The 25,761-nt window shown below is 33.5% G+C and carries 22 protein-coding genes; 11 read left to right on the top strand and 11 right to left on the bottom strand.

The window, feature by feature from the left end:
- Window positions 1–21: 21 nt before the first annotated feature.
- The 5 genes from B5X55_RS11100 to B5X55_RS11080 form a co-directional block, all read right to left on the bottom strand.
- Window positions 22–1,164, bottom strand: a complete 1,143-nt coding sequence (locus B5X55_RS11100) for an efflux RND transporter periplasmic adaptor subunit (protein WP_079512692.1) — start codon at window positions 1,162–1,164, stop codon at window positions 22–24.
- A 10-nt stretch (window positions 1,165–1,174) separates the two neighbouring features.
- Window positions 1,175–5,512 carry a CusA/CzcA family heavy metal efflux RND transporter gene (locus B5X55_RS11095; RefSeq protein WP_079512691.1) on the bottom strand — a complete coding sequence of 1,446 codons (4,338 nt, stop codon included), beginning with the start codon at window positions 5,510–5,512 and terminating at the stop codon, window positions 1,175–1,177.
- Between the two features lie 77 nt (window positions 5,513–5,589).
- Complete coding sequence (locus tag B5X55_RS11090; protein ID WP_234999718.1) at window positions 5,590–5,949, bottom strand: hypothetical protein; 360 nt, start codon at window positions 5,947–5,949, stop codon at window positions 5,590–5,592.
- A gap of 110 nt (window positions 5,950–6,059) precedes the next feature.
- Window positions 6,060–6,881 carry a L,D-transpeptidase gene (locus tag B5X55_RS11085; protein ID WP_234999717.1) on the bottom strand — a complete coding sequence of 274 codons (822 nt, stop codon included), beginning with the start codon at window positions 6,879–6,881 and terminating at the stop codon, window positions 6,060–6,062.
- A gap of 166 nt (window positions 6,882–7,047) precedes the next feature.
- On the bottom strand, window positions 7,048–7,806 hold the full coding sequence (locus tag B5X55_RS11080; RefSeq protein ID WP_079512688.1) for an LOG family protein: 759 nt from the start codon (window positions 7,804–7,806) through the stop codon (window positions 7,048–7,050).
- Between the two features lie 126 nt (window positions 7,807–7,932).
- On the opposite strand from B5X55_RS11080, the gene B5X55_RS11075 reads away from it, so the two are divergent.
- The 8 genes from B5X55_RS11075 to B5X55_RS11035 all read left to right on the top strand — a co-directional run bounded on the left by B5X55_RS11075 (window position 7,933) and on the right by B5X55_RS11035 (window position 16,074).
- Window positions 7,933–8,736 (top strand): MlaE family ABC transporter permease, encoded by an 804-nt coding sequence (locus B5X55_RS11075; protein WP_079512687.1) that lies wholly within the window; start codon window positions 7,933–7,935, stop codon window positions 8,734–8,736.
- Window positions 8,737–8,740: 4 nt separating this feature from the next.
- A complete protein-coding gene (locus B5X55_RS11070; protein WP_079512686.1) occupies window positions 8,741–9,535 on the top strand; it encodes an ABC transporter ATP-binding protein in 795 nt (264 codons plus the stop codon).
- Between the two features lie 4 nt (window positions 9,536–9,539).
- A complete protein-coding gene (locus tag B5X55_RS11065) occupies window positions 9,540–10,517 on the top strand; it encodes an MlaD family protein (protein WP_079512685.1) in 978 nt (325 codons plus the stop codon).
- Between the two features lie 216 nt (window positions 10,518–10,733).
- Window positions 10,734–12,827, top strand: a complete 2,094-nt coding sequence (gene pta, locus B5X55_RS11060) for a phosphate acetyltransferase (RefSeq protein WP_079512684.1) — start codon at window positions 10,734–10,736, stop codon at window positions 12,825–12,827.
- Between the two features lie 12 nt (window positions 12,828–12,839).
- Window positions 12,840–14,021: an acetate/propionate family kinase gene (locus B5X55_RS11055; RefSeq protein ID WP_079512683.1), complete on the top strand. Its 1,182-nt coding sequence runs from the start codon at window positions 12,840–12,842 to the stop codon at window positions 14,019–14,021.
- Window positions 14,022–14,194: 173 nt separating this feature from the next.
- Complete coding sequence (locus B5X55_RS11050; RefSeq protein ID WP_079512682.1) at window positions 14,195–14,524, top strand: YtxH domain-containing protein; 330 nt, start codon at window positions 14,195–14,197, stop codon at window positions 14,522–14,524.
- 352 nt (window positions 14,525–14,876) lie between these two features.
- Entirely contained in the window at window positions 14,877–15,134 is a 258-nt protein-coding gene (locus B5X55_RS19010) for a DUF6327 family protein (protein WP_079512680.1), read from the top strand.
- A gap of 121 nt (window positions 15,135–15,255) precedes the next feature.
- Window positions 15,256–16,074, top strand: a complete 819-nt coding sequence (locus B5X55_RS11035) for a patatin-like phospholipase family protein (RefSeq protein ID WP_079512679.1) — start codon at window positions 15,256–15,258, stop codon at window positions 16,072–16,074.
- A 72-nt stretch (window positions 16,075–16,146) separates the two neighbouring features.
- Here B5X55_RS11035 and B5X55_RS11030 read toward each other — a convergent pair whose 3' ends face one another.
- Window positions 16,147–17,232 (bottom strand): site-2 protease family protein, encoded by a 1,086-nt coding sequence (locus tag B5X55_RS11030; protein ID WP_079512786.1) that lies wholly within the window; start codon window positions 17,230–17,232, stop codon window positions 16,147–16,149.
- A 114-nt stretch (window positions 17,233–17,346) separates the two neighbouring features.
- Here B5X55_RS11030 and B5X55_RS11025 point away from each other — a divergent pair, with 114 nt between their 5' ends.
- Genes B5X55_RS11025 through B5X55_RS11015 form a run of 3 tightly spaced genes read left to right on the top strand, consistent with a single transcriptional unit; the run spans window position 17,347 to window position 19,073 of the window.
- Window positions 17,347–18,315, top strand: coding sequence for a 1-phosphofructokinase family hexose kinase (locus B5X55_RS11025; RefSeq protein ID WP_079512678.1), 969 nt, complete (start codon window positions 17,347–17,349; stop codon window positions 18,313–18,315).
- A gap of 18 nt (window positions 18,316–18,333) precedes the next feature.
- Window positions 18,334–18,735, top strand: a complete 402-nt coding sequence (locus B5X55_RS11020; protein WP_079512677.1) for a DUF302 domain-containing protein — start codon at window positions 18,334–18,336, stop codon at window positions 18,733–18,735.
- A 38-nt stretch (window positions 18,736–18,773) separates the two neighbouring features.
- Window positions 18,774–19,073: an HPF/RaiA family ribosome-associated protein gene (locus B5X55_RS11015; RefSeq protein WP_079512676.1), complete on the top strand. Its 300-nt coding sequence runs from the start codon at window positions 18,774–18,776 to the stop codon at window positions 19,071–19,073.
- Window positions 19,074–19,507: 434 nt separating this feature from the next.
- Here the strand turns inward: B5X55_RS11015 and B5X55_RS11010 are convergent, their stop codons facing one another.
- The 5 genes from B5X55_RS11010 to B5X55_RS10990 all read right to left on the bottom strand — a co-directional run bounded on the left by B5X55_RS11010 (window position 19,508) and on the right by B5X55_RS10990 (window position 25,739).
- Entirely contained in the window at window positions 19,508–19,921 is a 414-nt protein-coding gene (locus B5X55_RS11010; protein ID WP_079512675.1) for a response regulator, read from the bottom strand.
- 15 nt (window positions 19,922–19,936) lie between these two features.
- Window positions 19,937–21,424: a PAS domain-containing sensor histidine kinase gene (locus B5X55_RS11005; protein ID WP_079512674.1), complete on the bottom strand. Its 1,488-nt coding sequence runs from the start codon at window positions 21,422–21,424 to the stop codon at window positions 19,937–19,939.
- A gap of 3 nt (window positions 21,425–21,427) precedes the next feature.
- Complete coding sequence (locus tag B5X55_RS11000; protein ID WP_143814467.1) at window positions 21,428–21,826, bottom strand: DUF7793 family protein; 399 nt, start codon at window positions 21,824–21,826, stop codon at window positions 21,428–21,430.
- Window positions 21,827–22,013: 187 nt separating this feature from the next.
- Window positions 22,014–25,364: a sigma 54-interacting transcriptional regulator gene (locus tag B5X55_RS10995; RefSeq protein WP_079512672.1), complete on the bottom strand. Its 3,351-nt coding sequence runs from the start codon at window positions 25,362–25,364 to the stop codon at window positions 22,014–22,016.
- A 3-nt stretch (window positions 25,365–25,367) separates the two neighbouring features.
- Window positions 25,368–25,739, bottom strand: a complete 372-nt coding sequence (locus B5X55_RS10990; RefSeq protein WP_079512671.1) for a response regulator — start codon at window positions 25,737–25,739, stop codon at window positions 25,368–25,370.
- Between the last annotated feature and the right edge of the window lie 22 nt (window positions 25,740–25,761).

Here is a 25,761-nt window from a genome sequence, read left to right as displayed (position 1 = left end):
ATTAAAAAGTCATTTTTTAACCTACTCTCCTATCAGGCTAAACGCGCCTTTTGTTAAAAATTGTGCTCCTTGCTTAAAAATTGTCGTTTTATCTAATGCGGTCATATTCTGATAACTACCTTGGGTTTTTACCGGCACCTGTGCAAAATAATAATTACCCTCTTTTGTTTCATCTAAAAGAAGTACATATGATTGGTCATCTATAACTCCGATTGCATCTGTAGGCAGTGACATTTGAGTTGAAGAATCTGTTATTATACTAGCCTCTACAAACATTCCTGTGAGAAAATTAGTTACTTTTTCATCCTCTAAATGGGCATGAACCTTAATTGTTCTATTATCGTCAATTGAGGTACCTACCAAATGAACTTCTGCCTTGTAAATATCTGAAGAAGCTTCTGGAATACGGAATTCTACCAGCTGCCCTTTTTTTATTTTCATAATATCCTTTTCAAAAACCGATAATTCTAAATGAATATGGTCATTATTAATTATCTCCATGATAGAAGTTGCTGGGGAAACGAAAGTCCCTTTTGAAACATTTACACTGGTTATACTCCCAGCAATGGGCGCATAAATTGATGCCACCGAACTTATTATTCCTTTTTCAACTTGTTCTACCGAAATATTCAACATGCCCAATTGCTTTTTGAGTCCGTTGTACTTTGCCACTCCCGTTTTGTAATCGCTCTCAGCTTTTAAAAAACTTTTCTGAGAAGAAATATTCTCGGCAACCATGGTTTGTTGGCGTTCATACTCTGCCTTCAAATAACTTAACTGTCCATTGACCTCCATATATTCTTGCTGTAAAGCCACGAACTCCGGATTTTCTATAGTAACTAGTAATTGACCTTTCCGAACTTTATCGCCTATTAACAAAGGTGTGGTTTTAATATAACCACCCATGGTGGCACTAACGACCGCCCTATTCTCTGGCGGTACATCTATCATACCAGATGTAGTCACCATTATAGGGAATTCACTTTCTTTAATTTGCCCTAAACTCATGTTGTTTTGTTCAAATTGTTCTTGAGTAACTTGAATACGATTATCAGTATTAGCTTCAGACGCTCCACTCTCTATTGCTTGCTTTTCTTTATCCCCACAACTTAAAACTATGGCGAAGATGAAAAGGATTACTATTCTATATATGTTTTTTTGCATGATGCAGTATTTATAAGGTTAAGAAATTAATGTCCGTTGCGGTTTCATTGTACTCTTTCAATTTGTCTAAGTATCCTAATTTAATGTCATAGGCACTCTCTAGACTTTGTATGTATTGGTAGAAATCAATTTCACCATTTTTAAAACTAATTTGTGCCGTTTTCAATATTTCATCGGATAGCTTAGCCCCTTCGTTCTCATAATAATTCAAAGAATTTTGAATCTGTGCTATCTGTTGTAGTAAGATTTCTTGTTTGGACTTTATTTGAACTTTAAATGCTATGGACTCGGTAACGGCTCTTTCTTTAGCAATTTTCGATGCTTTAATTCTAGAGGCTTGTCCGCTGAACAGTAAAGGAATTTTTAAACCTAATTGATATCCTAAAAGATTATCGTTCAATTCTGAATTTGTACCTTGAAAATACGCTAAGCTGATATCTGGAAGTAATTGTTGTTTTTCTAAATTACTTGCTGCCGCCATTAATTGCATGTTATTTTCATAATATTCAATCTCAGGAGTAGCATCAACATTTATATCCTTTAAACTAATTTTAAGATTCATTTCTTCGGATAGAACCAAACTATCTTCTACCTGTATTATTCGTATTAAATTAGCATATGACATTGATACATGTTGAATGGCTTGTTTATAATCTAAATTGATTTTTCGCTGTTTTGACGCTGCCGTAATTTTCTCAAGATAATTGGTTTCGCCCAATTCGAATTTTCTTGCTGCTACAGATGAAAAATTAGCGTACAAACTATCTAACCTTTTATACACCCTAACTTTTTCACGTGCAATTTGATACTCATAATACCCTGAAGTAACATCTTTTATTATCGCTTTGCTCTGAATATCATACTCACTCTGCGCCAAATTATTCTTAACCTTATTCACTCTCTTTTCAGAAAAATATGCTGTTGGAAAACGAAAATCTTGCTGCACACCAAATACTTTTAATGGCACATTGTTTATGGCAAGATTATTTTCATCGTATTCATAATACACATGGGTTTTATTAAAATTAAAGGCACTATTAATCATTGATTTAGATTCGTCAACTTTTAACCTACCTGCTTTTAAGCCCAAGTTATTTTCAATGGCCAAAGGAATTAATTCGTCAAGATTTTGACTATTAGATTCTTGTGCCGAAACTCCCACAGAGATAAGAAGTGCTATAAACGCAATACCTTTTTTAATTGGTGTTTTAGACGAAATGCTTTTAAAATTATCATGTTTTTCAAAGATGGAATACAGCACGGGCAAAACTACCAAGGTCAATATAGTCGCGGTAAATAGACCTCCTATTACCACTGTTGCCAACGGTCGTTGAACTTCTGCCCCTGCATTTGTAGAAATGGCCATTGGTAAAAACCCAAGTGCCGCTGCAGAAGCAGTTAGCAATACCGCTCTTAATCTGTCTTTAGTTCCTTGTTTTATCAAATCTTCAATGCTATTGAATGAATGGTTTTTAAGCTCCTTAAAATGTTCTATCAAAACAATGCCATTTAGTACCGCTATACCGAAAAGGGCAATAAATCCGACTCCGGCAGATATACTAAATGGTAATCCTCTCATCCATAATAAGAGTACACCGCCAACTGCTGCCAATGGAATAGCAGAATAGATCATAAGCGCCTCTTTTACAGATTTGAAAGCAAAATATAACAGTATAAAAATGAGTACTAATGCAATAGGCACGGCTATTAAAAGTCTGTCTCTAGCACTTTGTAGATTTTCAAATTGACCGCCATAGGTAATGGTATATCCGGTGGGTAACTTTACATTTTCATTAATCAGTTTTTGAACATCATCTACTACTGATTGTAAATCTCGATTACGCACATTTACTCCCACTACTGTTCGCCTTTTAGTATCATCTCTAGATATTTTTGCAGCACCTTTTTTAAAAGTGATATCTGCCACTTCACTTAATGGTACCTTACCACTAGTTGGCAGGTCTACATATAAATTTTTGAGGTCATCGATATCTTGTCGCTTAGCCTTATCTAAGCGAACTACGAGGTCAAAACGCTTTTCCCCCTCAAAAACACTACCAGCTGTTTTTCCGGCAAAACTCATGGATACCATATCGTTCAATTCTTGAATATTCAAGCCGAATCTGGCAATTTTAGCACGGTCATAATTAACGCTCATTTCAGGTAAACCCGCAATTTTCTCCACACTGATATCTGCAGCTCCTTCCACATTCTTTATCAGCGCTCCAATTTCGTTACCTTTTTTGGCAAGAACATCTAAATCAGGACCAAAAATCTTAATGGCGATATCTGCACGAACACCGGTAATTAATTCATTAAAACGCATTTCTATAGGTTGCGTAAACTCCACCTCCATACCTGGTATTACCGACAATGCCTCTTTGAACTTATCTGCCAACTCATCTTTGCTAGAAGCACTTGTCCACTCCCCTTTCGGAGCCAGTTTAATAATGACATCACTTTCTTCCATAGACATAGGGTCAGTTGGCACCTCTGCAGCACCAATTCTGGTAACTACCTGCTGTACTTCTGGAAAATTATTCAGTAGTATTTTTTCAATCTCGGTTGTTATTTCTACCGTTTTACTCAACGATGTTCCTGTTTTTAAAACTGGCTGTATCACAAAATCTCCCTCATCCAATGTGGGTACGAACTCCCCGCCCATCGTTGTGTATAGGTAAACAGAACATAAAAGTAAAATTGACGCAATTCCCAGAACCAGTTTTTTACTTTGTAATGCCCAATGAATAATTGGTTCATATTTATTGTTCAACCATTTCATTAAACGAACCGAAATATTTTTATCAGACTCTTTCGATGGTTTTAAGAAAATTGATGCTGCAACTGGTACATAGGTAAAACACAAAATCATTGCCCCAATTAAAGCAAAACTAAATGTCAATGCCATAGGCTTGAACATTTTGCCTTCCACACCACTTAATGACAGAATAGGTATAAATACGATTAAAATAATCAGCTGCCCAAAAATGGCAGAATTCATCATTTTTGAAGCACCTTTAAAAGTAATTTCATCTTTTAGATGCTGCTTCTCCAATTTTTGCAGACTATTTATCTCTTGCTGTTTTCTGGTTATTTCGAAGGCTATAAACTCTACAATAATTACCGCACCATCTATTATGATACCGAAATCTATAGCTCCTAAACTCATTAAATTGGCATCGACTCCGAATATATACATGAGTGATAATGCGAACAACAAACACAACGGAATTACCGATGCTACTACTAAACCAGACCTGAAGTTCCCCAATAGCAATACGACCACGAAGATGACAATCAAGCATCCTAAAATTAAGTTTTCGGTTACGGTAAAAGTAGTTTTAGCTATTAGTTCACTTCGCTCTAAAAACGGATTAATGTACACCCCTTTTGGTAAGGTCTTGGAGATTTTGGCAACACGTTCTTTAACAGCTTCTATAACCTTTTTAGAGTTCGCATCTTTAAGCATCATTACTTGCCCCAATACTTTTTCTCCCTCTCCATTACCGGTTATTGCGCCAAAACGTATAGCACTGCCAAAATCAACATTGGCTATATCCTTAATATAAACAGGGACACCATCTTTATTCACGATGACGATATTTCGTATGTCTTCTAACGATGAAACCAATCCTTCTCCACGAATAAAGTAAGCTTGATTCACCTTTTCTATATAGCCGCCGCCAGAAACACTATTATTGCTTTCCAATGCCTTAAACACATCGCTTGCAGTAATATTCATGGCATTTAGCTTCTGAGTATTTATGGCTACCTCATATTGCTTTAAAAATCCACCCCACGTATTCACCTCTACAACACCGGGTATACCAGACAATTGCCGTTTAACGATCCAATCTTGTATGGTTCTTAAATCTGTTACGGTGTATTCATCTTTATATTCTGGTTCAACCTCCAGAACATATTGGTAGATTTCTCCTAAACCGGTCGTAATTGGACCCATTTGAGGTGTACCGAATCCTTTAGGTATTTTCTCGGAAGCTGACGCAATTTTCTCCGTTATGAGTTGTCTTGGCAAATACGTTCCTAAATCATCGTCAAATACTATGGTTACTACCGATAGGCCAAACTTTGATACTGAACGAATTTCCTTAACCCCTGGCAAGTTTGCCATTTCTAACTCTACAGGATAGGTGATAAATTGCTCCATATCTTGAGTAGATAGATTACGTGACGTGGTAATTACCTGAACTTGGTTATTCGTCACATCTGGTACTGCCCCAATGGGAATTTGTGAAAGTGCATATAGACCGTAGCCAATTATGAATACGGTAAATAATAGAATAATAAGTTTATTCTTTAAACTGAAATTAATAATATGTGAAAGCATTTTTTCATATAAATCAATGTTAGACGCTCAAAATCATAAAGATGAATTTGAACTAAAAAATTTAAAAATCGATTGTATTATGAAATGCGTGGTGGTTGTAAAATACCCTCTGTATGCAAAGAAGAGGTAGGTGCCTGATAATGAAAATTTAAAACTTTAAAATCAATTATTTCAAATTGATTTAATTCCGTTCCAAAAGGATTTATAACCATATCTGCAACTGAAGAAATTGAGCTACTATGATTAAAAGGTAATTTTTCGTGATCATTCTTTTCTTCTTGATGATCTCTCTGGTGTTGCGCCTTTAACTCACCGTAATGCTTGGAAAGAAAAACAATCATATTATCGCCATATTGAGCTTTGTGAAACTCTGCATGTTCAATTAAGTCATCTAATTGAACAATATCATCATAGTGCACGCCAAAACTCTGTAGCATGATCAACGTAGATAATAATATGGAAAACAACTTGTTCACTTCAGTAAAATTAATAAAATTATCATTACGACTTATTTAAACCACTATCTTAAACACAATTCATATTCATTCTAATCGATTAAATTATAAACATCTCTAAGTACGGAAATTACCATACCCTCATCATAAGTCTCTAAATCATATCTTATTTTAAGCTTAGTACCTAATGGTGCATAGTAATAAATTATCCAGGCATCAGCTTCACCTACTCCGACACAACCATTAGAATAAGCCTTCCCTAGAGTTTTGGGGTTTGTTGTAGGGTGTATCATTTGACCATTTCTGATATTATTAATTTCAGTTTCTATCCAAGGAATTTGGGGCATCATAGTTGTTTTACCATCATCTCTTCGAGTTACATAAAATCGTTTTCCATCCACAGGATTATAAAAATCTGGATGCTTTACATGTTTTACTATACTACCTTTTCCTGTTTTTGTTCTTAAATCAGTTACTCGATCTCCAAATTTTAAATAGCGCTCCCTATACTGCCCTACTCTAACCGGAAAAGTATATAACAATATTGAATCTTGAAAAACCCTTAATTTATATTCTGGAATATTAATATCAATTTCGGTGTTAAAAAAGTTGTCTAGTAACTTACAAGCACTAAGAGAATCTGGAATATTTAATTGGCTTCCTTTTGGAAGAACAATCATTTGCTTTTGATCATAAACAAATGAGTCACGGGCCATCATTCTGTAATAATCAGTACTTGCCAATGTATCTATAATCCACGGGTTATTTCGAACCAATAGGTGCTCAGATAAAGAGTACGGCACAAGCGAATCGTACTTGCTCACTAAAGAATCCATAAATTCAAAATATTTTCCTACTCTAATATTCTGTAAAACCTGTACACGACTTGGTTCCTTTATTTTCTTCTTGTACACCTTTGAAATTTCGGAACTATCTATTTGCACCGATTCTAAATTCGGTTGCTTTTTAGAAAGACAAGAGATGAAAAAAATCAAAGAAAAAATTAGGTATAATAAATTTATATATCTGAATCTCATTATGATAACTTATTATTTTTAGGCAAAACCAATATATTATTTTCTATTTAGGTTGGGTTTCTCCAAACCACCATCTTGTCCTCATAGGTTTTTTAATGAGTCCGAATCTTTTGACTGCATGTTCTTTAAGATGCGCTTTCATTTCTTCTACAGAGTCAGTTAAAAACATTAAATCCATATCTTCTTTTGAAATGCTTTCATTATCCGCCATTATTTTAATATGATGATATAATTCTTTATGAAATTCTTTACCAAAAATAACTACAGGAAAATTGTGAATCATTTTGGTCTGAATTAAAGTTACAGCCTCAAAAAGCTCATCTAACGTTCCTATTCCCCCAGGCAAGACAACAAAAGCAAAAGAATACTTCAATAACAGAAATTTGCGTACAAAGAAGTATGGAATATTAATCCATTTATGTAAGTACGGATTTGGTTCTTGTTCGTGTGGAAGAATAATATTACAACCAATAGAGTATCCATTGTTAAGATAAGCTCCTTTGTTGGCTGCTTCCATAATACCAGGACCACCCCCGGTCATAACGGCAAATCCCATTTCAGATAATGCTTTACCAACTTCTTCTGCCTGTTTATAATATACATTGTCACTATTAAACCTTGCCGATCCAAAAACAGTGACGCACGGTCCTATAAAGTGTAGCTTTCTAAATGCTCTAATAAACTGATACTGAACCTTAATCGTAAACCACAGCTCTTCAAATCTACTTCTTGGACCATCAAGAAAAGCACGTTCTTCCCTTAGAAACATAGGGTTGGCATCCTTATTAAGCTTTTCTTGCATATGATAATCTTCATTAAAATCTTAATCGAAAGTAGATTAAACTATTTATGTTAAAAATGACATTGCTCATACTATATATATGAGCAATGTCATTTTTAACTAGTTCTACCCTATCTATATTTGATTATGTCAGATACGTCTCAAATCACCCTGGTAAAATCAAAAATGACCAAAAGCATAAAGCAATTCTTTATTCAAATTGGGGATTTATCTTATTTTGCAGGCCGCTTTTTCAAAGAAGTATTCTCCCTTCCTTTTGAGTTTCGGGAGCTTTTGCGACAGTGCTACCAAATGGGAGTGCGGTCTCTTTTTCTTGTAGGCTTGACAGGATTCATTATTGGTTTAGTTTTAACTTTGCAATCAAGACCTACTTTAATCGAGTTCGGTGCTGTATCGTGGATGCCAAATATGGTAGGAATCTCTATTGTAAGAGAAATTGGCCCTGTTATAACAGCTCTTATCTGTGCTGGTCGCATCGCTTCTGGCATTGGTGCCGAATTAGGTTCTATGCGTGTTACCGAACAAATTGATGCCATGGAAGTATCAGGAACCAATCCGTTTAAATACTTAGTCGTTACACGAATTTTGGCAACAACCTTAATGTTACCATTACTTGTTGTTTTTGGAGATTTGATTGCCCTATATGGATCAGCCTTAGTTGAAAATATAAAAGGTGACGTATCATTTCAGTTATATTTTAATACCGTTTTCGATGCTTTAAATTGGGGAGATCTAATACCCGCAACTATAAAGTCATTCTTTTTTGGTTTTGTAATCGGTTTGGTGGGTTGCTATAAAGGATACAATAGTACAAAAGGTACAGCAGGTGTAGGTATTGCAGCGAATACGGCTGTAGTAATGGCATCGCTCTTTCTATTTATCGTTGATTTTATAGCTGTTTTTGTTACAGATATTTTTTATGAACTATAAATAAATGGATAAAACGAATTCAATAGCAACTAATAACATTCAGAACGTGGAAAGCGAAAGGAACAGAAAAGCAGTAATACGAATTAAAAATGTTTGTAAAAGCTTTGGGAACAACCATGTACTGAACGGTTTTAACATGGATCTTTATGAAGGTGAAAATGTAGTTGTCATGGGTAAATCTGGCTCTGGAAAATCTGTAATGATAAAGTGCTTGGTTGGCCTTGTATGGCCAGATAGTGGTTATATAGAAGTAATGGGCAAAGAAATTTCAACCTTAGACCGTCAAACACTTGATGAATTACGTTCTGACATTGGGTTTCTTTTTCAGGGTAGTGCACTCTATGATTCCATGACTGTGAGAGAGAATTTAGAGTTTCCTTTGCGAAGACACCAAAAGAAACTAGGAAATTTATCAGATACAAGCACCTTAGTATTAGAAGCTTTAGAAAATGTAGGACTTGGCCACACGATGGATTTGATGCCAACCGAATTATCGGGAGGAATGAAAAGAAGAGTTGCTTTAGCAAGAACATTAATACTAAAACCTAAGATTATATTATACGATGAACCCACTAGCGGATTAGACCCTATTACCGCTAAGGAAATAATAGAATTAATGAGAAGTATCCAAAAAAAATATGGTACTTCTTCTATAATAATAACACATGATGTAGACTGCGCAAGAGTAATTTCTGAACGTATGATATTGTTGGTAGACGGTATCAATTATGCTGAAGGTTCTTATGCACAACTATCGGCATCGATAGATCCTAAAGTAGAAGCATTTTTTAAAAAATAACACCATGGCAAAGACGTCAATAGAAAATTTGAAATTAGGAATATTCGTTATACTAGGCACTGCCTTACTTTTATTTGCCGCCTACCTCATTGGTAATAGGCAAAATATGTTCGGCGGTACATTTGGTATCACTGCAGTTTTTAAAAATGCAAACGGACTACAAAACGGAAATAATGTACGTTTTTCAGGTATTAATGTAGGTACTGTCAATAAAATCGAAATGATTAACGATACCACCATTTGGGTTTACATGAATATTAATGAAGATATGCAAAAGCATATTAAAAAAGATGCTGTCGCAATGATTGGATCAGATGGCCTTGTAGGTAGTATGCTTATTAATATTGTACCTGGTGCTGGGGCTTCTCCTTTAATTCAAGAAGGAGACGAACTACAGTCAGTGAGTAAAATAGCAACCCAAGACATGATAAGCACCCTTAATGTCACCAATGAAAATGCCGCATTGCTGACTGCAGACTTATTAAAAGTCACTCAATCATTAACTAAAGGAAAAGGCACATTAGGAAAGTTATTGAATGATACCATAATGGCAGCAGACTTAAAACAAACCATTACCAATCTTAAATATACCAGCCATACTGCGAATACTACAATAGCCGAATTAAATACAATGATTTCAAGTATAAATTTGGATGAAAGCACAGCAGGCGTATTATTGACAGATACCGTATCTGCAAAACAAATGAGACATACCATTGGTAATTTAGAAAAAACCAGCATTGAACTTGAACAAATGTCTAAGGAGTTGAATAGCGTAATACATGGCTTAAATAATGAGGATGGTTTCGTCAAATACGTCTCTAAGGATACCGCTTTGGTCTTGCAATTAGAGCGGACAATGCAAAATATAGAAGAAGGAACGGCTCGTTTCAATGAGAACATGGAAGCTTTAAAACACAATTTTCTGACAAGAGGATATTTTAGAAAGTTAGAGAAAAAGGGGAAGAAAAATGTGAATTAAATTAAATACAAATTGACCCAAATAAATAAACCAACTATATATTATACAATGGCTTAAGCTCCATTACAACATCCCCAATTTTTATTATTATATGTTTAAATTCCTGTTACTTCCAAATTTTCGCGAACTTTAAATCTTCGTGATTGAATAAGACTACATTAAGTCTTAACACTAATAAATCCTATTTATTCATCAAACACCAATAACTTTAAACACGTGAGTAAAGCTATTTATATTGTCACCACTGAGCCCAATAGTGGAAAATCAATTGTTTCCTTGGGCCTCATGCAACTTCTACTAGGCAAAACAGCCAAAGTAGGTTATTTTAGACCTATTATAGATGACGTTTCTAACGGGAAAACAGATAATCATATTGATACGATTTTGAGCTACTTCAATGTAGACATGAAACCTGATGAAGCCTATGCTTATACGCGTAGTCAAGTGGTACAATTGAAAAACAAGGACAAAGACGATGAAATCGTTGGCCATATCATTCATAAATATAAAACCATTGAAAATCGTTTCGATTTTGTACTAGTAGAAGGCACAGATTTCTCTGGAGAAGGTGCAATCATAGAGTGGGACATTAACGTACTTATAGCTAAAAATTTAGGTATACCTGCAATTATTCTGGCAAGCGGAAAAAACAAGACCTTAGAAGAACTTTTAGGCAACCTTTACATGGCCTATGATTCATTTATGGAGAAGGGCGTTGAAGTTTTACTAATTATAGCAAATAAGGTACAGCCAGAAAATTTAGACGTTGTAACAAATGGACTCAAGGAAAAACTACCTAACAATGTGTTGGTCGGCACCATTCCTATCAACAACATATTAGGTAGCCCAACAGTAAAGGAAATTGCCCAAGAGTTAGATGCTAAAATTCTGTTTGGTGAAAACTATATAAATAATCAAGTGGGGGGCTTTAGTGTCGGTGCTATGCAGTTACGTAATTACCTAACCCACTTAAAAAAAGATAGTTTAGTGATTACACCAGGTGATCGGGCAGATATAATTTTAGGCGCCTTACAAGCCAACATTTCTACCAATTACCCCAGTCTTTCTGGTATTGTTCTAACTGGTGGTCTTATTCCAGAAGAGTCTATTATTAAATTAATAGAAGGTCTTTCAGATATTATTCCAATTCTTACGGTAGTTGGAGGAACTTATTCGGTGACCAATAAAATTGGTACGATTAGACCACGTATTTATGCAGATAACACTGAGAAAATAATTATCTCAATTCAGGAATTTGAAAAATATATTCCAACAAAAGAATTGGCTGAACGGTTAATCACATTTAAAGCAAAAGGAATTACCCCAAGAATGTTTCAATATAATTTACTTCAAAAAGCTAAATCTACTAAGAAACATATTGTATTACCTGAAGGGTTGGATGAGCGAATTCTTTTAGCCACTAAAAAGCTTATCGATGCTGATGCTGTATCCATAACCCTACTAGGAAATAGAGAACAGATTAAAGCTAAAATCGCAGAATTAGATATCGATTTAGACCTCAATAGAATCAATATCATTGACCCTACAACATCCGCCCATTTTGTTGAATATGCTACTACGTTGTATGAATTACGAAAGCATAAGAATGTGAATTTGGCTATGGCCAAAGATTTAATGGAAGATGTATCTTATTATGGCACTATGATGGTGTATAAAGGCCATGCCGATGGAATGGTTTCAGGAGCCGTACATACTACACAACATACTATTCGTCCTGCGTTACAATTCATAAAAACTAGGCCAGATGTTTCTATTGTTTCTTCTATTTTCTTTATGTGTTTACCAAACAGGGTTACCGTTTTTGGAGATTGTGCAATCAATCCTAACCCAACAGCAGAACAATTATCTGAAATAGCTATTTCTTCGGCTGCTACAAGTGCTGCTTTTGGCATTGAACCAAAAATAGCCATGCTTTCTTATTCCTCTGGTGCCTCTGGTGTGGGTGAAGATGTAGACAGAGTACGAAAGGCTACCGAAATCATAAAGGAGAAAAGACCTGACCTTAAAGTTGAAGGGCCTATTCAATACGATGCTGCGGTTGATGCTAAAGTGGGGCTAAGTAAATTGCCCGATTCTGAAGTAGCAGGGCAAGCAAGTGTTTTTATATTTCCAGATTTAAATACAGGAAATAATACCTATAAAGCTGTTCAAAGAGAAACAGGAGCTTTGGCAATCGGACCAATGTTACAAGGCCTTAACAAACCAGTAAATGACTTAAGTCGTGGCTGTACCGTTGATGATATTTTCAACACCGTAATTATAACCGCAATTCAAGCACAAGGTTTTTAAAATTACTCTTTCATGAATATATTAATTATCAATTCTGGTAGTTCTTCCATAAAATATCAACTTTTAGAAATGCCTTCGACTCAAGTTATTTGTCTTGGCATGATAGAACGTATTGGTAGTAAAGAGGCTATTTTAACATTTAAATCTCAAGACTACAAAATTGAAAGAATCTGCGAAATCCATAATCACAAAACTGGTCTAGAAAGAATTACAGATCTTTTACTCGATAATGAAAAGGGAGTTCTTAAAAGTACAGATGATATTGAGGCTATTGGGCATCGAGTGGTACATGGTGGTAGTACTTATACAAAGACCACTTTAATAAATGAAGAGGTTAAAAACAAAATTAAAACGCTTTCACCTCTAGCACCGTTGCATAACCCTGCCAATTTGGAAGGAATACTTATGGCCGAAGAAATCTTTGATACGGCAAAGCAATTTGTTGTTTTTGACACCGCCTTTCATGGCACGATACCTGTTAAAGCTAAAAAATATGCCATACCTAATGAATTATATAATAAGGGAATTCAGGCGTATGGATTTCATGGTACCAGTCACAAATATGTATCTGAAAAAGCTAATGCGTTTTTAGACAAAAAAAACACCAAGCTCATCTCTATTCATTTAGGAAATGGATGCAGCATAACTGCAATTAAAGATGGAAAAAGCATAGACCACAGCATGGGTTTTGCTCCATCAAACGGACTTGTAATGGGTACACGAAGTGGTGATATTGACCACGCTATTATTTTTTATATGGTGAATACGTTAGGCTATAGTTTAGGCGAAGTAAATGAACTCTTGAACAAAGAGAGTGGCATGCTTGCTCTTACCGGTTTTAATGATTTACGTGATATTGAAAGCGAAGCTAGTAAAGGGAATGCCAGCTGTATTTTAGCTTTGGAAATGAACGCTTACCGTATTAAAAAATATATTGGTGCGTATATCGCAGCTATGAACGGAGTAGATGCAATCATTTTCACAGCGGGTATCGGTGAAAACTCAAGTCTTATGCGCCAACTAGTTTGCAAGGATATGGACTATTTTAATATTCATTTAGATGATGCTAAAAATGATTTAAGATCATCGACTTTTCGAGAAGTGAACTCTATAGATTCTAAGATTAAAATTTTGGTGATTCCAACTAATGAGGAATTGGAGATTGCGAAACAAGTGTTCGACTTACTATCTTAAATGCACCTTCATAAGTCTTATTTCCCCTAACTTTTTCACATAATTTCCTATTAATATAAAAAATTACAAATAATATAAGTTATAGTGTATGATGAAAGTCATTTCCAAAACCTTTAAAAGCATTTAAATTTAGGTTCAAATATAAATTTCATAATAACTTAAAAATCAATATTATGCAAAACGATAGCGGAAATGTATTATTAGCGCTTTTAACAGGGGCTGCAATAGGAGCTGGAATAGGAATACTCTATGCGCCGGACAAAGGGATTGAAACCCGTCATAAAATCAAAAGAAAAGTAGAAGATACTAGTCACGATTTAGCGGAACGTGTATCACATGCAAAAGATGAGCTTACCAAAACAGCAAACGAAAAGAAAGATGCATTTGACAGAAAATTAGATGAGGCAATTTCTACTATGAGCTACAAGGCAGATGATATCATTGATAAATTAGAGCGAAAATTAGAAGACCTTAAAGCGAAAAACGCACAACTACAAAAATAGTCAGTATGGCTTTTGAAGAATTAAAAAATGACCTCATAGGGCTGAAAACCGAAATGAGGTCATATATAGAACATAGCGACGAATACTATAGGCTTAAAATCTTTAAGATTTTATCGAAACATGCTACAGGCATTTTAAAGTTTATAGTGATAGGCACAAGCTCAATTTTCGCTTTACTATTCTTATCATTTGCAGCCTGCCTAGGCATATCTGACGTATTCAACAGCTATTTTATCGGTTTTATAGTTGTTGCTAGCTTTTATTTATTGGTTACAATACTACTCTATCTTTTTAGAGAAAAATTGAACGTACCAGTACTTAAAAAATTATCTAAATATTATTTCGTCTGATTATGGTAAAAAGTTACACATCTTTTGAAGAAATAGATAAACGCTTGAAAATATTAGAGCTTCAACGTGAGATTAATCAAGAAAGTCTAAAGCTTAATATTCAAAACGCAAGGGTAGATTTGGTTCCCCGGTTATTTCGTAATAGCATAGGAACAAATTTCACTCAAAACGATACCTTAAAAAGCTTGTTCATTACTTTCATTTCAACCAAAATATTAAATTTTATTCGCAGTAAACGTAGGTCGAGAAATCGAGATTAGCAGCAATTTAATCTTTAATTTCCTCTAATATAAGAGTGTAATTATACATTAGAATTACTCTAATAAATTTTGAAATAAACGATTTTAACCACTTTCAAATTAAGGCAGAAAAGCGATTTAAATGAAAACAGGATTAGTTCTTTCTGGTGGCGGAATGCGTGGTGTGGCCCATATAGGTGCTATCAAGGCCCTTGAAGAATATCAGATTTACCCATCGTATATAGCAGGAACTAGCGCGGGTGCTGTTGTGGGTGCATTATATGCCGGAGGATGCACGTGTGAAAAGATGCTAGACTTCTTCAAAACGGTAGACTTGTTTTCTGTAAATAAATACGCTAGAAATAAACCAGGCATTATAGATACCTCTAAGTTTTATGACCTTCTGAAAGAGTACTTGCCAGAAGATAATTTTGCGGCGCTTAAGACACCACTTTATATAACAGCTACCAACCTACTAGATGGTACCCTAAAAATATTTTATGAAGGACAACTGATTAAACCAGTGCTGGCTTCTGCAGCAGTTCCTGGATTTTTTGCGCCTGTTCAAATAAAAGATGGTTATTATATAGATGGTGGCACATTAAACACTTTCCCCGTAGACTTAATTAAAATGTATTGCGACCAAATTGTTGGCGTTTATGTAAACCCTTTCGAGAAAGTTAAAATAGAGGACCTTAAACATGCATATACTATTCTAGAGCGAGCTTATCATATTAAAATTGCTAATGAATCGCTATCCAAATTTATGGATTGTAATCTGCTCATAAGCCCTAAAGGATTAGAGAATTTTGGTTTGTTTTCAGTGAAAAACATAGATGCAATATTTCAATTAGGCTATGAATCTACAATTGAGGCATTGGAAACCAACCATTCCTTAAAAAAATCTATGTCTCCTGCAGAATTTGAGCTGATGAACGGTTTTTCAGTAGATTACAGTTAAGATATAAATCCACTTCCAATTCATCAAGTTCCTTTTTTAAACTAAGATTCTGATTACACAACGTTTGACATATTATTTACTAGCAGTTTTTAAAAGAATAAATTCGCTGATATTTGTTGTATCAATAGCACCCACAAGCTGTCCGTTTTCAACAACTGGATAAAAATCACTCTCTTCTTTTCTTATACTCTGTAATACTTTCATGATTTCCGTCGTCACATCAACGGTCTTAAATTTTCTCTGCATAATATCACCAACCAATACAGAAGGCGTCTTTGCATGTTTTATAATATCTTTTTGCGTTAGAATACCTAAAATTTTCTCGTTTTCGATAACAACAAAATCTTTCTCAGTTCCTGCTAGCAGAATATCTATAACCTCCTGTAGGTTATTGCTAGGTCGCAATCTGGTAATATTGGTAAGTGTAGCCTCTTTCACTACATGACCTTCTAGTAAATCTCCTTGCTTCACCATTTGATTCTCACCATAGGCTCCAAGAAATATAAAAAGAGCAATTAAAATTAAAAAAGGATTAAAAAATAGTCCGAGAACAAAAAATATAATGGCTAAGCCTTGACCAATACTTGCTGCAATATTAGTAGCAGAAACACGACCAAGTTTAAAAGACAAAAGCGCACGAAGTACGCGGCCTCCATCCATTGGAAAAGCGGGTATTAAATTGAAAACCACTAACATCACATTTGCAATAAAAAGATAAAACAAAAAGTTTTGAAGTGTTGGCTCATAAAGCATTTCCTCTAAGACTATGGAATCGAAATTAAAATAACTTCGTACAGGCACAACCAAAAGAAGTAGAATGGCTATAACTACATTCACTGCCGGACCTGCTAATGCTATCCATAATTCTTGTGCCGGTTTTTCTGGCATTTTTTCTAAAGTCGCTACTCCCCCAATCGGTAATAACAAAATATTCTTCGTCTTTACACCAAACTTTTTAGCAGTCAGGGCATGCCCTAATTCATGAAGAATTACACAAACGAACAAGACTAAAATAAGCGCTTCATTAAGAAGAATTCGATTAAGGTCACTACCCTTCTGTATTTCTAAAAAGGCAACCCAAATGAGTAGTAATGTAAATGTCCAGTGAACTTCAATTTTTATCCCTGAAACCCTTCCTATTTTCAATACACCTTTCATATAGATTAATTTTAAACTAAGGTATTTGAGAACATGATTAACACCAATGACATTGGTCATAGCAACTATTAATTCATCAAATTATATTTGATATAAATCATGAATTATAACACCATGAACAAAATTATAACACTTACTGTAAACCCAGCTATTGATAAAAGCACCTCGGTTGATGGTATACGACCAAACAGTAAATTAAGGTGTAATATACCAGTATATGAACCTGGTGGTGGCGGAATTAATGTTTCGCGGGTAATTCAAGAATTAGGCGGCACTTCTCTTTGTATGTATATGGCGGGAGGGCCGACAGGAACTCATCTTCAAAACCAATTAACAGCATTAAATATTGTGCAACAGGTCATCCCTATTTCAGGGTGGGTACGTGAGAATCTTGCGGTAACCGATACTAAAAACAACGAGCAATATCGTTTTGGAATGCCAGGGCCTATAGTTGAGGAAAGTGAATGGAAAAGTGCTTTAATGCAATTGGATACTGTTCTATCTGAAAATGATTTCTTAGTGGTTAGTGGAAGCCTATGCCCAGGAATGCCTGTCGATTTTTTTGCGAAAGTCTCTAAAATTGCTAAAAAAAACAAAGCAAAATATATTTTGGATACCTCAGGTGAAGCCTTGATAAAGGGAGCTAATGAAGGAGTCTACTTATTAAAACCTAATCTAGGTGAGTTAGCTACACTCTGCGGAATTAATGAAATATCATATGTTGAACTTGAATCTGTCGCCAAAAATTTTCTAAAGAATAACCCCTGTGAGATACTGGTAATTTCGATGGGCCCACAAGGCGCAATGATTGTTTCAAATAATGAAGTTAATTATATAAAGGCACCTATTGTATTTCAAAAAAGCACTATCGGTGCAGGCGATAGTATGGTGGCTGGTATGGTTCTAGCTCTAGCACAAGAAAAATCTATAAGTGATATGGCTTCATATGGCGTTGCTTGTGGTACAGCAGCAACTATGACAGAAGGTACACAATTATGTAAAAAGAAAGATGTAGACAAATTGAATAAATGGATCATAGAAAACTCTGAAACATCAAGGAAATTCAAGATAAACAAATATTAATCTTAAATAGGACATATTATGGCTTACTATTTTTCAACGAAACTTAAGAATCTAACTTTTAAAGATGCGATAGTAAGAACCACAGAGGCTTTAAAATCTGAAGGGTTTGGAGTTCTGACCGATATTGATATGAAAGCGACACTTAAAAATAAGCTTAATGTTGACTTTTATAACTACAAAATCTTAGGCGCTTGTAATCCTTCATTAGCCTATAATGCTTTACAAGAGGAGGATAAAATTGGTACAATGCTACCTTGTAATGTAATTGTTCAAGAAAAAGAAAAAGGTATTATAGAAGTTACGGCAGTAGACCCTGCTGCTTCTATGCAAGCTGTTGACAATGAAAAACTGATTTCCGTAGCCTACACAGTTAGTGAAAAATTAAAAAAAGTAATTCAAAAAATACAAGACAATGATTAAGGTAATAGCATTGAACATTAATTAAAACTTAAGAAACTATGACTGTACATATTCAATATCTACATATGCAAACGAGTGAATGGTTGAGTGAAATAATAACTCAAAACCTTAAGAAATTAGCAAACAAATACCCATTTATAATTAGGGGTGATGTCTCTATTAAATTAGGAAACGCCCACGACGGTAACGATAAAATCTGTGAAATAGAACTAAGTGCCCCAGGCCCAAGAATATTTGCTAAATCTAATACTGACAATTTTGAAAAGTCTGCGGCAGAAACTATAAATGATTTAGAGAGACAGCTAAGAAAAAGAAAAGAGAAATTTGAAAATCATTGATACCGAATTGTAATAAAAGAAAATTATGAATTATTTCTCTTCTTAATGGCTGGATTCAGTACTTCACTAGATTCCATTATTTTTTAGGTGTCAATACCGAAAAGATATAATAATTTCAGAAGTTATTTATTGAGCACTTAGTTCAAAGATTTGTTTCTTGTGTAAATGATTTTAATCTAAAAACAAGTTGTTTTAATATCAAAAAAAACTGCTAATCAAATGATTAGCAGTTTTTAAAAATAAATCGGGGGAATCTCGGCTATTTCTCAATCGCAATATTCTTTAATGGTAAATTTTGGTAATCATATATATACCATTTTTGTTTCTGTTTTTTATTTTCAGGTAGATTATAAAAGGAAATAACAAACACGACTCTACCCTAGAGTGGGGGAATAATATCTAGAATAGAATCGTGTTTGGTTATAAAAAGATTATTAGTCTAACACAAATTCTTGTGTTATTTGCTGAATTCTACGAACTGATAGTGGCTTATCTATAAAACCAGAGCATGCACTATGTTGTTCAGCATCAATTATATCTTTTAAATTAGTTGTAGATGATAACATGTAGATTTTTATTGTATTCAATTTCTCACTATTTAGTTCGCTAAATTTATTTAGAAATTGAAACCCATTCATTTCAGGCATATTAATATCTAACAAAATTATATCAGGAAAAAACATTGATTCTAAACTCGCTTGATTATCTAAAGAGTCTAAATATTCAAGCGCTAATTTTGCCTTAGTGAATGTTTTAAAATTAGACTCTGTTGAGAATTTCTCTATGATTTTTTGATTGATAAACAGATCAATTTCTCTGTCATCGATTAACATATAATTTATTTTCATCAGTAATATTTTTTTTTAAATAGTTCTAGGAATTTTAATTACAAAACAAGCTCCTTTATTAATTTCACTTTCAACTTTAATTTTTCCATTTAAACTTTCTACTATGTTTTTAACTATATACAACCCTAACCCGTTTGTTCCTAGGCAATGTTCCGCCTCAGTTCTATAGTATAATTTGAATATTTTATTTAGCTCTTTTTTAGCAATACCTTTTCCATTATCACCAATAAGTATCACTACCTCATTATCTGATGATGTTACTTTTATATCTATAAATGGGGCATGACATTCTGATTGTACATAGGAATATTTTATCGCATTTTGTATTAAATTTTTAAATACTACTAAAAGTAAATCAGGGTTAGACTTAAAACTATGGCAGTTTTCAATATCAACATTGAACTTTATGTTTTCAAATTTGCTTTCCCTTTTAAGCATTTTCAAAACGTCATCAACTAGTGTAGGAAAGTCTATAATTTTAAGCTCATTAGATAACTTAGAAATTAGAGAAGCATTTGAAAGACCATCTGAAAATACTTTTGCATGGTTTATAGTTTTCTCGAGCATTTCTATTAAAATCTGTATTTTTTCAATAGACTCCTCCTCTTTTATAAGATTAATTAAACCTTGCGCTGAAGAGAATGGAGCATTTAGATCATGTGCAGAACGATAGAAAAACAATTCTAATTCTTTGGTTTTCTGTTTTAATTTATTTTGAAATGTAACACGTTTGGTTATATCTAACATCTTTAAGATAGTATACCTCTTACCTTCTATATCCCATTTATTAACGATTAATTCAACTGAAAACTCCTCTCCTTGTTTATTTAAACATTTTAATTCAAGAACCTCACTTTTTTTAACTGTTTTATATCGTTTCAATAATCCTAAAAGATCTGAAATTTTTGAGTTTTTATGTTTTTCAATCATTAAAACTGAAAAATGTTGACCAAGAATTTCAAATTCAGAATAACCAAAAGCTTTTTCAGCCCCTTCGTTCCATTTTATAATAGATCCATTATCGTCGGTAACTATAATGATTCCTATTTTAATGGACTTATAAATAAATTTGTACAGGGCTTCATCCTTATCAATTTTTTGATTTAATGTCATACATTTAGATATGTCTTCATAAATACTTAGAAATTTGAATTTATTTTGATTCCCATATTTTATTGGAAAAATTGTGGTTTTTAAACTAATCGATTCTCCGTTTTTTAATTTATCCGTTAAAACTCCACGCCATTCTTCTCCCTCTTTAAGGGTACTCCATAAATTTTCATTTTCCTCTATTGATTGAAATTCTGAATTCATTAATTCATGTCTCTCACCAATTATGGTATTAACATTACAATCTAAAATTTTACAAAAATTATCATTGGCATATTCGATGATACCTTTTGAATCTGTAATCGTATATATAGAATTTGTATTAAGAATACTCTTACTACTCTCTACTATCTCATTAGTTTTATCCAACCAAAAGTGCTTTAATGCTTTCATACATTAATTCATATATTTTAGACAATAATTTTTAGCCGATGTCATATCCTTAAATATTTCAAAAGGTATCTTGGTATCATATATTCTTTTATATGATTGAATCAACAAATTTATAGAGAGAGAATTCACTACATATGCTGTGGAAACTACAAGTGGCAGGGTATTAAATTTTTTTGATAATAACTGTGCAGCAGCAATTGAGAAGGTACCTTTAGTATCTCTTAAATCTATAAGAAAAGGCATTGGCACTCCGTTCGTTAATTTTATGATTGCCTCTAAGTAAAGTTGTGCACTTTTAAAATCTAATTTATTGTGAGCATCTAAATTATTTATCTTACAAAAAAGGATTCCATTAGTATCCGTCCATAAAGTTGCATGTTCATATGTAATTATGTTTTCCATTATACTTCCTTTGAAAAACATAAGCCAATAGCTATGCCAGATTAAATTACGGCATAATTAAAAATTACAAGTACCTGTATATGTGACGTTTACAGATTTAAAACGAAATTTCATACATCACAAAAATAACGGTATACCGTTATTTTTGTGATGTAAATTCTCACATGCACGGTATACCGTGCATGTGCTATAATTTTTTAATACCTAATTTGGCCATTTTGTCGCGTAGTGTACTAGGTTTTAATTCAAGCATAGAAGAAGCTCCATTAACCCCGCTAATTTTCCAATCACATTTCTCTAAGACTTGAATAATATGATCACGTTGAATAGCATTTAATGATAAATTTTTATGGTTAATTGATTTTGTGTTTTGATTTGTAGATTCAAAACCCGGAATTACTAATGTATCATTATTAGCTAAAATTGCAGCTCGTTCTATTAAATTCTCAAGTTCTCTAATATTACCTGGCCAATTATAGCCTTTCAATTTACTCATCGCCTCATCGGTTATGAATTTTATGCTTTTGCCATAGGCTTTATTAAACTTATCTACGAAATGCTCTACCAATAAAGGAATATCATCTATTCGCTTTCTTAAGGGCGGTACCTCTATTGGAAAAACATTAAGACGAAAATATAAGTCTTCTCTAAATTGCTTCTTTTCAATTTCTTTTTTAAGATTCTTGTTTGTTGCAGCTATTACTCTTACATCTAATTTTTTTATTTCTGTACCTCCAACCACTTCAATTTCTCCTTCTTGTAAAAAACGTAATAGTTTAGGTTGCATATCTAAAGGTAACTCTCCTATTTCATCTAAAAACAGGGTGCCACCATCCGCTAATTCAAATTTTCCTATTTTGTCATTAAATGCCCCTGTAAATGATCCTTTTTTATGTCCAAACAATTCACTTTCTATAAGCTCTCGTGGAATCGCCGAACAATTCACCTTAATTAATGGTTTATTATTTCGCAAACTCGTATTATGAACAGCTCTAGCTAATAGTTCTTTACCTGTACCTGATTCGCCTAATAATAATACCGTAGCTGTAGTTGGCGCAACTTTTTCAACCTCAGTCAATACATCGCTAAACACCGCGCTACCGTACACCATTTCTTCGTAATTAAAAACTAAATCTAACTCGTTACGCAGGTATACATTTTCTTGTTCTAATTGCTTTCTTAATACATTAAGTTCTTTATTCGCTATAGTAAGTTGCTCATTGGCCATAAAAGCTTCTGACTCTGCCACTTTACGTTCTGTACTCTCTACCATTAAAGACACTAAATTAGCAATAGAGGTTGCGAACTCTTCTTCATCTCTATTCCAAATTCGTTTGGGCCCAACATGTTCAAAACACAAAACACCATATAAATCATTTGACACTTGAATAATGACGTCCATCATAGAAGAAATGCCAATAGGCAAAAGATATTTTTCGGTAAAGCTTTCTGTGACTGAATCTGTTAAAGCATCATTAATGCTTATTATTTTGTTTTTAAATATTGCCTCAAAATATTTTGGATTTTGAATTTCACTAAGTATTGCTCCACTTTCAAAATTTTGAGTTTTTACATCAAATAATTTTTCACATTCAATTTCATTTTTATTTTGGTTGAATACCCACACCCCAACGCGCGCAACATTTAATGTCTTCGCTGAGAGCATGGTTATTTTTCTTAAAGCAGCTTTATAATCACTACCAACAAGAGCAGATAATTCTAATATTACATTTTTCTTTTGATTAGATTTAGCTGCGTTTTCTATTAGTAAATTTTTCGCTTTTTCTTCTTCAGAAATATCTTTAATAGTCCCAAACATCGCAATAACCTCTCCTTTATCATTTTTAATATTCCCTGCTAAAAATGAAGCCCAGAACTTTTCACCACTTTTTCTAATAAACTCAAATTTAAAAAATGGTGCTTCTCCCCTTGCAAGTCTATCTTTAGTCTTTGACATTTCCTCAAAATCTTCCTTTTTAGCAAATGGATAAGGAAGATTAAGTCCTATAAGCTCTTCTTTAGAATAGCCAAGCATGCTACAGGTAGAATCATTAACCATTCTAATTTTACCTTCTAGATTGATAATCAATAATCCTTCTTGCATCGACATAATAAGCTTGTCTGTAAATTCTTGTGCAAGTTTCAACTCTATTTCTGCTTTATTACGTTCTGTAACATCGCGTGCTATCCCTAAAATTTTATTATCTTTTTGAAGTTTGGCAGAGATTTCTACATCAATTAAAGAATTGTCTTTGCATTCAAATTTTCTTAAAAAAACTATAGCATGACCTTTAAGTAATTTTTTAAGATTGTCTGGATTAATAACTATTTCACCAACTAGAAAATCTTGTATTTTGAATTTTGAAAACTCTTTTTTGGTATATCCTAAATTGGTATAAGAGGCCTTATTATAATTATGTATTGTGCCATCTAAAGAATACGTCATAATAGCATCACTTGCCTGGTCGACTAATGCTTTATAAGATTCATCTTTCTTTTTAATTTCGGCAACTATTTTTGTTTTTTCTAATGCGATAGTTGCTAAACTCACTGTAAAATTAAGCTCACGAATTTCTTCTAAAGAAGGTGTATTTATTGTTTCGCTATATATTGCAAAGGTGCCTAAAACAACATTATCCTTTGATAGAATAGGTAAGGACCAACACGACATTAAATTGTGCTGTAATGCAATATCTTTCCAATTCACCCATCGCTTATCGTTTTCAATATCTGAAACAATAATGGGTTTTTTTGTATATGCTGCAGTACCACAAGAGCCAACACTTTTACCAATAGCAATTTCTTTCATCGCTAAATTATATGGTTTTGGCAATGATGGTGCAGCCGCTAAATTTAGGTGTATACCATCTTCATTAAGTACACTTATGGCGCCAAAACACCTTGGATGTATAGCTTCATAATTTAAAAGTAATTGGTCGAAAATCTTGTTTAATGGAGTGTTTACTGCAATTAAATCTAAAATTTCATTTTTATGAATTAATAATTTCTCCGCCTTTTTACGTTCTATAACTTCAATGCCTAGATCTAAGCTCTTTTGCTCTAATTTATGAATAAGTCGTTCGCTATAAAGTCTTAAAACCTCTCCATCAGAAATAGGTTTACTTTTAGTGTTTTCTGCTTGAGATTTTCCTTGAGATTTTACGGAACCAATAATTTCGTTTACCGTAAAAAGTACTTCATCATGATCTATAGGTTTTCTTAAAAATTTTGCTGCACCCAGTGTTAAAGCAAAATCTTCATCTAATTTTTCAGTGTAGGTCGATGTATAAAAAACGAATGGGATATTTTGAAATAATTTTTCTTTTTTGCAGGCTTGACAAAATAAATACCCATCCATTATAGGCATTAATATATCAGAAATAATAAGGTCTACAGCGCTATTTTCATATAGTTTTTTAAGCCCTTCACTTCCATCCTTGGCTTCAATAACCTCAAAACCAACTTCTTCAAGAATAACTCTTAACAAGTAAAGGTTTTCATAAGTATCGTCTACTATTAAAATAGTCTTCCTATTCATGCCTTATTTTCCATTTACAATACTTTCCATTTGCTTTACAAAAGTGTCTGGGTTTATTGGTTTCTCTAAATAGCCATCTGCACCTGCTTCTATTGCTTTTTCTTTATCACCACCCATAGCGTAAGAAGTTACCGCAATAATTACGGTACTTTTAGGCAGCCCATTATGACTTAATTTATTGCATATTTCATAACCATCCATATCTGGCAATTGAATATCTATTAAAATAATTTCTGGATGGTTTTCATGTGCCAACTTCAAGCCATCTAATCCATTATATGCCTTAATAATAGTATAATTACTTTGCTCTAACAGATAAGATAACATGTACATATTTTGTTCGTTATCTTCAATAATTAATATAGTTTTTTTCATAAATATTTTACTGTCAGAATGT

The organism is Maribacter arcticus (assembly GCF_900167935.1).
GTDB lineage: Bacteria > Bacteroidota > Bacteroidia > Flavobacteriales > Flavobacteriaceae > Maribacter > Maribacter arcticus.
Note: the sequence above shows the minus strand (reverse complement) of the source record. Positions and strands in the feature narration are given on the sequence as shown.